Below are 14,140 nucleotides of genomic sequence, written 5' to 3'. Positions count from 1 at the left end.
TTTATAAATCCATACGGTCCTTCATCTGCTGCAATATCTTCTTTTCCAGCCTGGAGACTTGTACTTGGGATATTCCGAGTCTTTCGGCTACTTCTGATTGAGTTTGATCCTTATAATAACGAAGATACACAATCAACCTTTCGCGTTCATCCAGTTCTCTAATCGCTTCCTTTAAAGCAATCTTATCGAACCATTTGCCCTCATTGCCATCATCTATTTGGTCAAGCAATGTGATTGGATCTCCATCATTTTCATAAACCGTTTCATGAATAGACGATGGAATCCGGCTTGCTTCCTGTGCGAGAATGACATCCTCAGACGGAATATCCAGGTACTCTGAAATTTCCGAAACGGTTGGAATTCGTCCTAATGTTTTCGATAGTTCGTCTTTCGCTTTTCGGATTTTATTGCCGAGTTCCTTCAAGGATCGACTTACTTTAACGGTCCCATCATCACGAATAAACCGCTGAATCTCCCCAATAATCATTGGAACAGCATAAGTAGAGAACTTTACATCATAGCTCAAATCAAATTTATCTACAGACTTAAGCAATCCGATGCACCCGATTTGGAATAAATCATCAGGTTCATAGCCCCGATTTAAGAAACGCTGCACGACAGACCAGACGAGTCTCATATTCTTCTGAACAATTGTATCCCGGGCACTCTGATCACCGCTCTGGCTTTGCTGAATTAGTTCCTTGACTTCATGATCCTTTAAATACGTTTGGCCCTTACCTGATTTTACTTCCACATCCATAGCAAGACTCCCTTAATTACATAGCATTTTACTATTTGATAAATGCTTTTTTAAGCGGATTTCTGTGCCTTCCCCTGGGTGTGATACAACCGCTATTTCATCCATGAAATTCTCCATTATGGTAAAGCCCATGCCAGAACGTTCAAGCTCTGGCTTTGTCGTATAAAGCGGCTGTCTCGCTTCATCGACATCGCTAATGCCTAATCCTTCATCTCTAATCGATAGATCAACCAATCCATCTTCTATCGTGACAGAAATGTACACAAGACCATTCGGGTCATTCTCATAGCCATGAATAATAGAATTCGTAACGGCTTCTGATACAACTGTTTTAATTTCAGTAAGCTCATCCATCGTTGGATCAAGCTGAGCAATAAAAGCAGCCACCGTTACACGAGCAAAAGACTCGTTCTGGCTTAAAGCGCTGAATTGAATGTGCATTTCATTTTTCATGTTTAGGCAACCCCCAATCTTTGCAATGCATATTCTTCTGTCGGTTCCAAACGAATGATTTTGAATAAACCGGACATATCGAATAATCTTTGCACAGCTGGGGAGATGGCACAAACAACCATTTCTCCGTGTACTTGTTTTATTTGTTTGTATCTTCCAAGTATGACTCCCAGCCCCGAGCTATCCATAAATGAGAGATGCTCTAGGTTAAGAATGATATGACGGATATGAAATTCCTCAATTGCGGCTGTTGCTTGCTCACGCAATTCGTCTGCTGAATGGTGATCAAGCTCCCCGCTTAATCGAATGCATAAAATTTCATTTTTCACTTCCAGGTTAATGTTAAGACTCACTATTCATAGCCTCCTTATGTGGTATGAAGCCGCTAAATGAAATCGCAGCAGCATTCGGATGCAGAGTGCTTTAAACTGAAGCAGGCTCCTTTATCCGCCTTTAGTGAGTCAATTTCTATATTTCACTTCCGATATCCTTCAAGAAGACAAAACTAGTGTGCTTTCGCCAAAATTAGAAGGAAGCTTGGAACACTTCGACATATTCCTGCCTTCTTTATTCACCAGATTTTGTAAACATACCCATGGACCGTTTAAATAGTGTCCACCAGCTTGCATCAGCACTATCCTCTTTGGCGACAAGTTTGCTTTCTACAATCTGTTTGCCATCCTTTTCAAAAATGATCTGGCCGACTTCATCTCCTTTTTTCACCGGAGCCTTAATGTCTTCTGACAGCTCTATCTTCTGCTTAACGTTATCTATACTTTCTCCCTTTTTTGTTAACAGAGAAATAGGTTCACTCGTCACTGCATCGACAAATTTGTGCTCGCCTTTGCTAACCTTTACCTTGCCTAATGTATGATCTCTTTCAAACACTGAATGTGTTTTATATTGACTAAAAGCATAATCGAGCATTTTCGTTACTTGCGCGTTGCGGTCTTTAGAAGTTGGAGCTCCAAACACTACCGCAATCACACGCATTCCATCTACTTCAGCGGTTGCCGTTAAACAATATTTTGCTTCATTCGTAAACCCTGTTTTTAATCCATCAACACCAGGATAGAAACGAACAAGTTTATTCGTATTAACAAGCCAGAATTTTTTATCTGTACCTTCACGCAAATAGGATTCATACGTTCCCGTAAAACTTGTTATATCTTCATATTTCAGCAGCTCTTTTGCCATTACTGACATATCATGTGCTGTACTGTAATGACCTTCTTCCGGCAAACCTGTTGGATTTTTAAAGAATGTATCTTTTAAACCAAGCTCCTTTGCCTTACTGTTCATCATTTCAACAAATTCATCCTCTGAACCGGCAAGCCGCTCTGCCATTGCCACGGATGCATCATTCCCAGATCCGATTGCAATGCCTTTAAGCATTTCCTTTGTTGTCATTTCTTCACCAGGCTCAAGAAAAATCTGCGATCCTCCCATAGATGCCGCATACTCACTCGTACGAATCTTCTCATCCCATGTAAGCTTGCCTTCATCAATTGCTTCCATAATCAGAAGCATTGTCATCACTTTTGTCATGCTGGCTGGCGGCAGCTGTTCTTTACTATTGTTTTCGTATAAGATCGTTCCTGTATCTCTTTCTATCAAAATGGCTGATTTTACTCCCTCAGCTAATTCTGCTTTCTGCTCTTCAGCGAATGCTGAAGGTAAGAAGCTTGTAAGCATAAGAAAAGAAAGCATCATTAATAAGACAATTTTCTTCATCATATAAACCCCTCCAAAAAATGACACCAGCATAGACTGATGATCGTTTCGTTTGCTACCATCATTTCCATTTGAGGAAAATCTATACCATTCCGGTAAAAATATTCATGAGGAGGAAGAGCACTTAGGAGAAACCTTGATAGGGAAAGATAGAGGCTATAAGAGACTAAATTAGTGGGAGAGCGTTAGTGATTTGTAGCTTTTGGGGTTTGAGGGAAAGAACAAAACTAGAGTTTCTAAATTTAAGGGGGGATTTATTATGGTTGAGCTGGGATAACTAGTCTAAGTTTAGTTAATAGATGAAACGGGACTCTATTATCCAGTTATTAGGTTATTCTGGTGTGATTAAAGCATCTCCACGGCACCTTTTTCCATATAAAGGATTATACTGTCGTGTTTAGTGCCGGAACACACCTCCGTTATCCATTTTTTTGGATTATTCTGTCGTGATTAGAGCATTTCCACGACACTATTTTCCATATATAGGATTTTACTGTCGTGTTTAGCTCCGAAACACACCTCTGTTATCCATTTATTGGATTATTCTGTCGTGATTAGAGCATTTCCACGACGCTATTTTCCATATATAGGATTTCATAGTCGCGTTTAGCTCCGAAACACACCTCTGTTATCCATTTATTGGATTATTCTGTCGTGATTAGAGCATTTCCACGACACTATTTTCCATATATAGCATTTTACTGTCGCGTTTAGCTCTGAAACACACCTCTGTTATCCATTTATTGGATTATTCCTTCGTGATTAGAGCATTTCCACGACACAATTTTCCATATATAGGATTTCATAGTCGCGTTTAGCTCCGAAACACACCTCTATTATCCAATAATGCGTACATTATTACCCAAGATCTGTCCACTTTGCCCTAAAGCCAGACCAAATAGTCTCCAAGATATATTTAAATGAAAAAAAGCTGCCATATATATCTCGGCAGCTCTTTCGTATATAGTAATTCATTTTTTTATTTCGTGATTTCACCATGAATTAAAACTGGTGCACTTACTTTTTCGCTTGTCAGCATGATATTTGCATATAATTTCTCTTTAACATCGCTGACATCTTCAAAATTGCTATAGATGGTTACGAGTGAATCTCCTTTTTTCACTTCGTCTCCGATTTTTTTGCGCAGCATTAATCCAACTGCAAGGTCGATGGTTGATTCTTTTGTTGCACGCCCTGCCCCAAGAAGCATGGCAGCTGTTCCAATTTCATCAGCCACAATTTCTGACACAAAGCCATCCTCTTTTGCTTCAAGTTCAAATTGATATTTTGCTTGAGGCAATTTTTCTGGCTGATCCACAACAGACGCATCTCCGCCTTGAGAGCTTAAGAATGTTTTAAAGGTTTCAAGTGCACTGCCATCATTTATTACTTGCTGCAGCTTTTCACGTGCTTCCTCTACAGTTGCAGCTTTTTTCGCTAAAACAACCATATGGCTGCCAAGGGTTAGGCATAGCTCTGTTAAATCTTCCGGGCCTTCCCCTTTTAGCGTATCAATCGCTTCTTTCACTTCAAGCGCATTTCCGATGGCAAAACCAAGAGGCTGGCTCATGTCTGAAATAACAGCCATTGTGTTCCGGCCCACATTGTTTCCAATGCGAACCATTGCGCTCGCTAATTCTTTGGAATCCTCCAGCGTTTTCATAAAAGCACCAGCGCCTGTTTTTACATCAAGAACGATCGCATCAGCACCTGCTGCAATTTTTTTGCTCATAATGCTGCTGGCAATGAGCGGAATGCTGTCAACTGTAGCCGTAACATCGCGCAATGCATACAGCTTTTTATCTGCAGGCGTTAAGTTTCCGCTTTGGCCGATTACAGCAATTTTATTTTCATTCACAAGCTTAATAAATTCTTCATTTTCAATTTCTACATGAAATCCTTCAACAGCTTCCAATTTATCAATGGTGCCGCCCGTATGCCCTAATCCGCGTCCAGACATTTTTGCAACAGGCACGCCAACTGCCGCTACAAGCGGTCCTAAAACAAGTGTCGTTGTATCACCAACACCGCCTGTTGAGTGCTTATCTACTTTGATGCCTTCTATTTTCTTCAGGTCGATTTGATCCCCGGATTCTACCATAGCCATCGTCAAGTCAGCACGTTCGTTTTCTGTCATTCCTTTGAAGAAAATCGCCATTGTCAAAGCACTCACCTGATAATCAGGAATTGATCCATTTGTATACCCATTTACAAAGAATTGAATTTCTTCTTTTGCTAATTCAATCCCGTCACGCTTTTTTTCAATTATGTCAACCATTCTCATTGTGTGAATCCGCCCTTCTATTCTAAAAGTGCAAGCACCACTGCAAGGTTCATTAAATGGCGCTTTTAACATTAAATGGCGCTTTTAACCTAGTTTGCTTACGCCATATTTTTAACTAAAGCTTTTACATATTGAAGGAAATCTTTTTTCACTTTTTCTGTTGTTTCAATTACTTCTTCATGGTTAAGCGGCTGATCTAAGATCCCAGCAGCCATGTTGCTGATGCAGGAAATGCCAAGTACCTTTAATCCGGCATGGCGAGCAACAATAACCTCTGGTACTGTTGACATACCAACTGCATCTCCGCCTAATACCCGAAGCAATCTAACCTCTGCAGGTGTTTCATATGTAGGGCCCGTATTGCCGACGTAAACTCCTTCTTTTACATTGATGTTCAGCTGCTGTGCAATCTCTTTTGCTGCCTTACGAAGATCTTTTGCATATGCTTCTGACATATCAGGGAACCTTACGCCAAGCTTCGAATCATTCGGTCCGATCAGCGGGTTGCTTCCCATATTATTAATATGATCTGAAATCAGCATCAAATCGCCTGGTGTAAAGGATTCGTTAACACCGCCAGCTGCATTAGTAACAATGAGGATTTCAACCCCAAGCTCCTTCATCACGCGTACAGGAAATGTTACTTTATCAAAAGAATAGCCTTCATAATAATGAAAACGTCCTTGCATGGCAACGACATCCACACCATTTAAATCGCCGAAAACAAGCTGTCCTGCATGACCTTCAACCGTTGACACAGGAAAATCTGGAATTTCGTTATAAGGGATTTTAACTGGTTCAATAATTTCGTCTGCTAATACTCCTAAACCAGAGCCTAAAATTAATCCGATTTTAGGAACCTTCGAGTATTTTTCTTTTAAAAATGAGGCTGCGTTTACAATTTTGTTTACATCCATGATTTAATCTCCTTCGGTTCTATATTTAAAAAAGGATAGTGAATAGATCTTTCCTTCTGTGAGAAAAACTCTCCTCTATTTAACTGTACGTTCTTCTATAAGCTCTTATTTTAATTCCTGCAGGAAGCTTTTCCCGAATGCCGGAAGTTTCACATTGAAATTTTCCGCAACAGTTGCACCAATGTCGGCAAATGTTTCTCTGATCGCCAATTCTTTTCCTTCTGTCATCCCTTTTGAGTAGACAAGCAATGGCACATATTCTCTTGTATGATCTGTACCATAATGCACAGGGTCATTTCCATGGTCTGCTGTTACAATTAGAAGGTCATCCTCATTCAGCTTTGCAAATACTTCATCTAAACGGGCATCATATTCCTCTAAAGCTTCACCATAGCCAATTGGATCTCTTCTATGTCCAAATAGTGCATCAAAATCGACAAGATTTAAGAAGCTTAGACCTGTAAAGTCCATGTCCAATGTTTGAACAAGCTTATCCATTCCATCCATGTTGGAAACGGTTCTTAATGATTCTGTAACACCTTCGCCATCATAAATATCTGAGATTTTCCCAATGGCAATGACATCATATCCACCGTCTTTTAGCTCATTCATCACTGTTCGGTCAAATGGCTTTAGTGCATAATCATGACGGTTGGATGTACGTTTAAATGCCCCTGGCTCACCGAGAAATGGGCGTGCAATAACACGTCCAACCATATACTTTTCATCTAATGTTAATTCTCTTGCGATTTCACAAATGTTGTATTGTTCTTCGATAGGAATGATCTCTTCATGTGCTGCAATCTGCAGTACAGAGTCTGCTGAAGTATAGACAATAAGTGCGCCTGTTTTCATATGCTCTTCGCCAAGTTCATCCAGTATTTCTGTTCCGCTTGCCGGTTTGTTTCCGATCACTTTTCTGCCTGTGCGGTCTTCCAGTTCAGCAATAAGTTCGGGCGGAAAACCATCTGGAAACACTTTAAAAGGTGTTTGGATATTTAATCCCATAATCTCCCAGTGTCCTGTCATCGTGTCTTTTCCATTGGATGCCTCTTGCATTTTCGTATAATAAGCAAGCGGTTTTTCCGCTTTCTGAATTCCTTTGATCTCACGAATATTGCTCAGTCCTAATTTCCCCATGTTTGGCATCTTCAAGCCGTCCATCTTTTCAGCAATATGGCCTAATGTGTCAGAACCTTTATCGCCAAATCTCTCTGCATCAGGAGCTTCCCCAATACCAACTGAGTCCATTACAACGAGAAAAATTCTTTTATATGTATGATTTGTCATTAATGTTCCTCCTATAAAATTGAATACCCTTACAAAATCCATTCTATTAATGTATATCTTTATTGCTTATATTACCCTTTTCAGCTTGAAATACACATATACATACGTCAGAAGTCTGACATCTCTATTGTAACGAATAATCATAAAAAAACAAGAAAAAGCTGCCTTTTTTTCCGGGCAGCTTTGTAAATCTTTTATTAAGCTCTTGGATGAAATTGGCTATATACGTCCTTTAGCCTTGTTTTGGTTACATGTGTATAAATTTGCGTTGTAGATATGTCCGCATGGCCAAGCATTTCCTGAACAGCTCTAAGGTCCGCTCCATTTTCTAACAGGTGGGTTGCAAACGAATGCCTTAGTGTATGAGGAGTTAACTCTTTCTGGATTCCGGCTGCTTGCGCCAATCCCTTTAAGATCTTCCAGAATCCTTGTCTGGACAGCCTCCTGCCATGATGATTTAAAAATAAGGCATCGTCGCGATGCTTTTTGGATTGGAAGACGGGTCTTCCCTTTTGCAGATAGTCATCAAGTGCTTTAGCTGCAGTACGTCCGAGCGGAATAATTCTCTCTTTATTCCCTTTTCCGATGCATCTGACAAATCCCATCGTCAAATGTACGTCTTCCTGGTTAAGATTAATTAATTCACTGACACGGATTCCTGTTGCATATAAAAGCTCCAGCATGGCCTTATCACGCAGCCCATAATGGTTGTTTGTTTTCGGCGAATCCAAAAGTGTTTCAACATCTGCCATATTTAATACCTTTGGCAGAGACTTTTCCTGCTGCGGCGATTCAATATGAACGGACGGATCATGCTCCACTGCTCTTTCACGCAATAAAAATTGATGAAATGCTCGAATCGAGGCAATATGCCGTGCTAATGTTTTAGAAGATTTTCCTTCTTTTTTAAGCGAACCTAAAAACTGGATAATTTGTGCACGCTGCACATCATGCCAAGAAGTCAATTTCTCATTTTCTTTTAAAAAGCGAATATAAAACTTTAAGTCTCTTTCATATGATACAATCGTATTTTCTGCAAGACCCTTTTCCACTGTCAAATAGTGCACAAAGTCCTTTAACTGATCTTCCATTCTTTCATTACTCCCCATTTAGATAGAAAAGAAATAACCTATCCAAGAAATTGCTGTCATGATTTTCTCCGCTTGCCGAAACTTTGACAGCCGCTCCATCGGGCTCATCATAGCGATGATAGTCCTGATATTCTTCATTTAACCACATTATTCCGTAATAGAAAAGAATTGTGCAGCCTGTAAACAGCACAAATACTTTTGTTGTCTGAAAAATCATTTTTAATCCCGATCTCATATATAAATCCTCCAACCCTGTTGCATATTAGTAAAAGATATGCCAAATTGGACAAGAAATATACCTAAGGAAGGAATTCCATTCATTTATTTTAGAAAATGTTCCCCACGAGCTTCAGAATAGGAGATACAATAAAAAATCAATACAAAAAAACCCTTTCTATAGGAAGAAAAGGTTTTAGAATTAATCTTCTGTTTTTGTTTCATCTTCACTGTCCTTATCCTGACAGCGATAGCAAATACCATGAAATGTTAAACGATGATCTTTGATTTTAAAGTTCCAGCGTCTTTCGACCACTTCTTCTACATCTTCAAGCAGATCCTCTTGAATTTCATCAACTGCACCACATTCTATGCATACTAAATGGTGATGGAAATGCGCAGCTCCTTCTTGACGCAAATCATATCTGGATACGCCATCACCAAAGTTAATTTTGTCCACTATTTTTAATTCTGTTAGTAGTTCAAGTGTTCTATATACAGTTGCTAAACCAATTTCAGGCGACTTCTCTTTTACAAGGAGGTAGACATCTTCCGCACTTAAATGATCCTCTTCATGTTCCAGCAGTACACTTACAGTAGCCTCACGCTGTGGAGTAAGCTTATAACTGGATGAATGCAACTGTTTTTTTATTCTATCAATTCTGCTTTCCATACCGAAAGTCCCTCCCTTGCCGCTAACATTCTCATTATAACAGATCACCCGATAGTGTCAAAATAAAATAATTACAAATAACTTTTTAGAATGATTATTATGTAATATATGTGAACAAAACGAGGAGGATCTTCCAGCAGGTCAGAGTTCCCTTAGGTGCTGATAAGAAAAAACCAAGATTACGATTGTATCTTGGTTTTTTCTTTCTATTATTTCTATTGTATTGATTGTATAACCGATTTCATTAATGGCGGTGATATAAATGCTTCAACTCCAGCTGCGGCTGCTATAAAAACTAAAGCGATGGCAAACGATGCAGCATACCGTCCGAATAAAGGAAGCATGGGGTCGCCCATTCTTTTCATAAATTGCTTTTTTATCATTTTTAATGAAAAAGCAACGGCAAGTGTGGCAGCAATAATGAACACCGGGATGATGACTAAGTTTTGCGGCAGGATGGAAACAAAGGACAAGAGGAATCCGTCCCATGCCATCTGATTGACTAGGAAACCAACAGTAAAGCCTACAACCATTCCCTTTATAAATAACATAACCAGAATAACAGGCAAGCCGATAATTGAAATGCCCAAAAGCCAAATCAATCCTATATATTTAGCATTATGAAGCAAGCTTTGTTTAAACAAATCATTAGATGTAGCAACTTCTTCGGCTGAAACCTGTCCGAAAAATTGCGATAAGTAATAAAATAAATCTTCTTTTTGAGTAAAACTTAGGCTATTGACAACAATAGCTCCAAATATAACACCCATGAAAAACAAGACAATCACAAATAAATAGATCGAGGAATGCTCACGAAAATGGGTTGCGGCGACGTTCTGGTACTTTTTTTTCTTCATTGCTAATCCTCCTGTACATATTCAGTTACTCCATTGTATGCCTGTCCTCACAGTGTCATGACTATTTCATTTAATTTCCAGAAAGTTATTGAAGATCAGCCCAATAGCGCCTATAATATTATCAATTTACTTAGGAGGGATACTCCATGAATCCTATACTATTTGATTTTCCGGAAAAAATTGAAACAGAACGGCTGCTGATTCGTCCGTGTCTGCCTGGAGATGGGCAAGTAACTTATGAAGCTATTCAGCATTCTTTAGAGGAGTTTAAGCCATGGTTTCCATTCGCTCATAAAGAGCAAACGCTTGAAGAGACAGAAAAAAACATTCGCATGTCTTATGCTCAATTCATTAGGAGAGAGGATATTAGACTCCATATTTTTAGAAAAGACGACCAAATTTTTATTGGATCAATTGGGTTACATCGTATATCTTGGGAAGTCAGGAAATTTGAAATTGGCTATTGGTGCGACACCCGCTGGACCAAAAGGGGGTATCTGACTGAAGCCGTACAAGGACTTACCGCTTTTGCGTTTGAGGAGCTTCATGCAAACCGGGTGGAAATTCGCTGCGACACACTGAACACAGCCAGCAGGAAGATTCCTGAGCGGCTCGGCTTTACGCTTGAAGGCATTCTCCGCAAAGACTCGATGAGTGCAGATGGAACACAATTGCGTGATACATGTGTGTTTGCGAAGGTAAAAGAGTAGAAGACTGCGAGGTTGCGAGGAATAATAGCTCGCATGACTAAAACAAAAAAATTCCGGCTGCTTTCCGCGCCGGAATTTTCATTCTGAGATTTTCCCGTATTTTCCGCCGCCGCCTGCAGCAAGCGACAGCTTTCCACTCCGTGCCTTTGCGATCAGATTTGCTATTTTTTCCGGGATGACTTGTCCCAGCTGCTCCTCTGACACATGATGCAGCACATTCATTTCTGTTCCAAAATGGTTCAAAAGTTTTTCAAGCATTTTCGGCCCTAATCCTGGTACAAACTCAAGCGGGATCTGATGAATATATGGTGGTCTGTCTGCTTTACCCGCTTCGGCTGTTTTCAGTTCTAGGATCCGCTCGGCCACACCTTTTACAAATGCATGGTGTCCGCAATTTGAACAAGTATCCTGTGCGTTTTGCCACCGTGTTGAACAGGAAGCACATACGGTTTCATGATACTTTCCAAGCAATGGATCCAAGCCGTAGTTAGCGGCAATTTTCCGCCCTTCCTCAATATGGAGAGCCTTTTTCAATTCTTGAAAAGATGGATGCTGCAGATAAAGGGTTTGATACTCGCGTGCAATTTTACTTAATGAATGAGCATCAGAGTTCGTTAAAAAAGAGTAACGATGCAGTTCTCCTATTTGGTCTGCCATTTGCGTATTTGAACTCAAACCAAGTTCAATTCCATCAATTAAATTCGCATCAAATACTTCTGTTAAGCTTTTGTGAACCCCTTTTCCGAATAGACTTTTAAAAGGCGTAAACACATGGGCTGGCACAAATAAACCGCCAAGGTCCTTTACTTTTTGCTGCAGTACTTTTCCGTCAGCATAAATTCTCTGTGAGCTGAGTGTAATATTCTTTAAATGCTGTGATAACCAATGCGAAAAACTCTTCATTTCCATTATTCCAGGAAAATAACATAAAACATGAATAGGGCCTTTACAGTTTTCATCATAAATTTCTATTTCAGAGCCAGGAATGATGGTTAAATCACCATAATCTAATCCGCCTTCTTTTGTTTCAGCCATCTCCCCAGCAGCAATCAGCATCTCCATCTCTTGAATGACTTCCGGTGAATGACAATCAATAATACCGATCATATTCAGCCCTTTTTCATCACGGGCATGATCAATGATATTTGAAAAGGTCAGCGATTTTGAACCTGTAATTTTGACTGGCTTCCCTGTATAGGTTCTTCCGATGTGAATATGCAAGTCGGCATAATAATTTCTCATTTCGATGTTTTCAGCGCCTCTTGAAGTTTTAAATATAATACAGCATAAGCCGTTTTGGCATCATAGATTCTCTGCTCATCCACAAGCTGCTCTGCTTCTGCAAGGGTTAATTCCATCAGATTCACAAATTCATCTTCATCTAGTTCTGCACTATTTTCTTTTTGGCTAAGACCTTTCGCTATGTATAAATGAACAATTTCATCCGCGAATCCCGGTGAAGTATAGAAAGAGGTTAATAGGGACCATTCCGCCGCTTCATACCCTGTTTCTTCCTCCAGTTCTCTTTTCGCACATTCTTGTGGATCTTCTCCCTGTTCAAGCTTGCCTGCCGGAATTTCTACAATCGTTTTTTCAAGTGCTTTGCGATATTGCTCAACCATGATGATTTTCTGTTCATCTGTCACTGCTAAAATAGCAACCGCACCAGGGTGCTTAATTAGTTCTCTTTTCGCGTGCTTTCCATTTGGAAGTTCAACATCATCAACTTGCAGACTGATGATTCTCCCTTTAAAAATAGATTCCGATTTTATTGTTTTTTCTTCAAGACTGCTCATTTCCTGCCACTCCCTTTTATGTACATTACCTGCTCTATTTTATCATACCCATTTTTTTAATGAAGTGTTATGATTTGGCGTCTTGGATTGTCTCCGTTAAAATAAAAGAAAAAACTGGTGGTGGAATGATGGAGAAGAGACAAATTGGCACTTCTGAGCTTCATGCGAGTGTGTTGGGTTTAGGCTGCATGTCACTGGGCACAGATCTGAACATAGGGAAGAACATTATTGAAGCAGCTCTTGATGCCGGCATTAATTATTTTGATACAGCAGATTTATATGATTTTGGCGAAAATGAAAAGATCGTAGGCCAAGCTTTGAAGCCGGTTCGCGATAAAGTGATCATTGCGACAAAAGCAGGCAACCGCTGGAATGAAAACAAAGATGGCTGGAGCTGGAATCCTTCCAAAAAACACATAAAGGAAGCAGTCAAACATAGTCTGCAGAGGCTTCAGACAGATTATATTGATTTGTATCAGCTGCATGGCGGTACAATCGAAGACAATATAGAGGAAACGATTGAAGCATTTGAGGAGCTTGTAACGGAAGGCTATATCCGCTATTATGGCATCTCTTCCATTCGCCCAAATGTGATTCGCGAATATGCGGAAAAATCAACTATCGTCTCGGTTATGATGCAATACAGCATGCTTGACCGCCGTCCAGAGGAACAGGCGTTTCCGCTTTTAGAGCAGAAAAAAATAAGTGTAGTTACACGCGGTCCTCTTGCAAAAGGAATCTTAAACGGCAATCTGGCCAAAGCACAAAAAAACGGCTATTTAAGCTACAGCTATGAAGATTTGCAGCAGCTAATCCCAAGCCTTGAAGAGAAGCTTGGCGATCGCTCTCCAGGTGAAATCGCTATGCAATTTAATCTGGCACAGCCTGCAGTCGCTTCTGTCATTGCTGGAGCAAGCTCGGTTGAACAAGTTCAGCAAAATGCTGCCGCAGTCCGCAAACCGGCCCTATCACTGGAAGAATTGAAAGTGATTCAACAACTAACAAGCAGTACCGGATATTCGGAACACAGGTAATAAAAAAAGGTCATCTTAGCAAATTAAGATGACCTTTTTCTATAAGATTTTTACTTGTATTCACGCCAATTCATATTGCTTTCCCCAAGCAGCTCCTCAAAGCTTTTATTCTTTTCACGCTGTTTACGTTCTTCTTTTTTGCGGCGCTCTTCTTCTTCCCGTTTTTGATCGGCTTCTGCTTTAAGTTCCTGCTTTTTATTTTTCAGCTGATCCATTAAGCTCTCATTTAACATATCTCCGAGCGTAACGGGCTTATCTTCTTGTTTACGGGCCGGCTGCTGTTTTCTCTTCATTGCTTGAATCCTCCGCTTAATTTTTTGCTCAT

At 40.0% G+C, this 14,140-nt stretch carries 16 protein-coding genes; 2 read left to right on the top strand and 14 right to left on the bottom strand.

Annotation, left to right across the window (positions count from 1 at the left end; all coding sequences use genetic code 11):
* Window position 1: 1 nt before the first annotated feature.
* The 11 genes from sigF to spoIIM form a co-directional block, all read right to left on the bottom strand.
* Window positions 2-760 carry an RNA polymerase sporulation sigma factor SigF gene (gene sigF / locus A6754_RS08945; protein ID WP_066443987.1) on the bottom strand — a complete coding sequence of 253 codons (759 nt, stop codon included), beginning with the start codon at window positions 758-760 and terminating at the stop codon, window positions 2-4.
* A 12-nt stretch (window positions 761-772) separates the two neighbouring features.
* The gene (gene spoIIAB, locus A6754_RS08940; RefSeq protein WP_066443984.1) at window positions 773-1,213 is read right to left on the bottom strand and encodes an anti-sigma F factor; all 441 of its coding nucleotides are present in this window, start codon (window positions 1,211-1,213) and stop codon (window positions 773-775) included.
* A 2-nt stretch (window positions 1,214-1,215) separates the two neighbouring features.
* Window positions 1,216-1,566, bottom strand: coding sequence for an anti-sigma F factor antagonist (gene spoIIAA, locus A6754_RS08935; RefSeq protein WP_066443982.1), 351 nt, complete (start codon window positions 1,564-1,566; stop codon window positions 1,216-1,218).
* 214 nt (window positions 1,567-1,780) lie between these two features.
* On the bottom strand, window positions 1,781-2,947 hold the full coding sequence (locus tag A6754_RS08930; RefSeq protein ID WP_066451528.1) for a D-alanyl-D-alanine carboxypeptidase family protein: 1,167 nt from the start codon (window positions 2,945-2,947) through the stop codon (window positions 1,781-1,783).
* A gap of 979 nt (window positions 2,948-3,926) precedes the next feature.
* The gene (locus A6754_RS08925) at window positions 3,927-5,231 is read right to left on the bottom strand and encodes a pyrimidine-nucleoside phosphorylase (protein ID WP_066443979.1); all 1,305 of its coding nucleotides are present in this window, start codon (window positions 5,229-5,231) and stop codon (window positions 3,927-3,929) included.
* Window positions 5,232-5,329: 98 nt separating this feature from the next.
* Window positions 5,330-6,148 carry a purine-nucleoside phosphorylase gene (locus A6754_RS08920; RefSeq protein ID WP_066443976.1) on the bottom strand — a complete coding sequence of 273 codons (819 nt, stop codon included), beginning with the start codon at window positions 6,146-6,148 and terminating at the stop codon, window positions 5,330-5,332.
* Window positions 6,149-6,253: 105 nt separating this feature from the next.
* The gene (gene deoB / locus A6754_RS08915) at window positions 6,254-7,438 is read right to left on the bottom strand and encodes a phosphopentomutase (protein ID WP_066443973.1); all 1,185 of its coding nucleotides are present in this window, start codon (window positions 7,436-7,438) and stop codon (window positions 6,254-6,256) included.
* A 197-nt stretch (window positions 7,439-7,635) separates the two neighbouring features.
* A complete protein-coding gene (gene xerD / locus A6754_RS08910; RefSeq protein WP_066443971.1) occupies window positions 7,636-8,529 on the bottom strand; it encodes a site-specific tyrosine recombinase XerD in 894 nt (297 codons plus the stop codon).
* Window positions 8,530-8,536: 7 nt separating this feature from the next.
* On the bottom strand, window positions 8,537-8,764 hold the full coding sequence (locus tag A6754_RS08905) for a YqzK family protein (protein WP_066443968.1): 228 nt from the start codon (window positions 8,762-8,764) through the stop codon (window positions 8,537-8,539).
* 183 nt (window positions 8,765-8,947) lie between these two features.
* Complete coding sequence (gene fur / locus A6754_RS08900; protein ID WP_066443965.1) at window positions 8,948-9,418, bottom strand: ferric iron uptake transcriptional regulator; 471 nt, start codon at window positions 9,416-9,418, stop codon at window positions 8,948-8,950.
* 215 nt (window positions 9,419-9,633) lie between these two features.
* Window positions 9,634-10,275: a stage II sporulation protein M gene (spoIIM, locus tag A6754_RS08895; RefSeq protein ID WP_066443963.1), complete on the bottom strand. Its 642-nt coding sequence runs from the start codon at window positions 10,273-10,275 to the stop codon at window positions 9,634-9,636.
* A 146-nt stretch (window positions 10,276-10,421) separates the two neighbouring features.
* Here spoIIM and A6754_RS08890 point away from each other — a divergent pair, with 146 nt between their 5' ends.
* The gene (locus A6754_RS08890) at window positions 10,422-10,985 is read left to right on the top strand and encodes a GNAT family N-acetyltransferase (RefSeq protein ID WP_066443958.1); all 564 of its coding nucleotides are present in this window, start codon (window positions 10,422-10,424) and stop codon (window positions 10,983-10,985) included.
* 78 nt (window positions 10,986-11,063) lie between these two features.
* On the opposite strand, the gene A6754_RS22940 is transcribed toward A6754_RS08890, so the two are convergent.
* Both A6754_RS22940 and A6754_RS08880 read right to left on the bottom strand, forming a co-directional pair.
* Window positions 11,064-12,227 carry an endonuclease Q family protein gene (locus A6754_RS22940; protein ID WP_066443956.1) on the bottom strand — a complete coding sequence of 388 codons (1,164 nt, stop codon included), beginning with the start codon at window positions 12,225-12,227 and terminating at the stop codon, window positions 11,064-11,066.
* Window positions 12,224-12,781: an NUDIX domain-containing protein gene (locus tag A6754_RS08880; RefSeq protein ID WP_066443954.1), complete on the bottom strand. Its 558-nt coding sequence runs from the start codon at window positions 12,779-12,781 to the stop codon at window positions 12,224-12,226. The genes A6754_RS22940 and A6754_RS08880 overlap by 4 nt, the downstream gene beginning before the upstream one ends.
* A gap of 128 nt (window positions 12,782-12,909) precedes the next feature.
* Between A6754_RS08880 and A6754_RS08875 the strand changes: the two genes are divergently transcribed.
* Window positions 12,910-13,815: an aldo/keto reductase gene (locus tag A6754_RS08875; RefSeq protein ID WP_066443952.1), complete on the top strand. Its 906-nt coding sequence runs from the start codon at window positions 12,910-12,912 to the stop codon at window positions 13,813-13,815.
* A gap of 50 nt (window positions 13,816-13,865) precedes the next feature.
* Here the strand turns inward: A6754_RS08875 and A6754_RS08870 are convergent, their stop codons facing one another.
* Entirely contained in the window at window positions 13,866-14,108 is a 243-nt protein-coding gene (locus A6754_RS08870; RefSeq protein ID WP_066451526.1) for a YqkE family protein, read from the bottom strand.
* Between the last annotated feature and the right edge of the window lie 32 nt (window positions 14,109-14,140).

It is taken from the genome of Cytobacillus gottheilii (assembly GCF_001636345.1).
Lineage (GTDB): Bacteria > Bacillota > Bacilli > Bacillales > Cytobacillaceae > Cytobacillus > Cytobacillus gottheilii.
The sequence above is the reverse complement of the archived record's forward strand: the minus strand, read 5'-3'. Positions and strand labels throughout refer to the sequence as shown.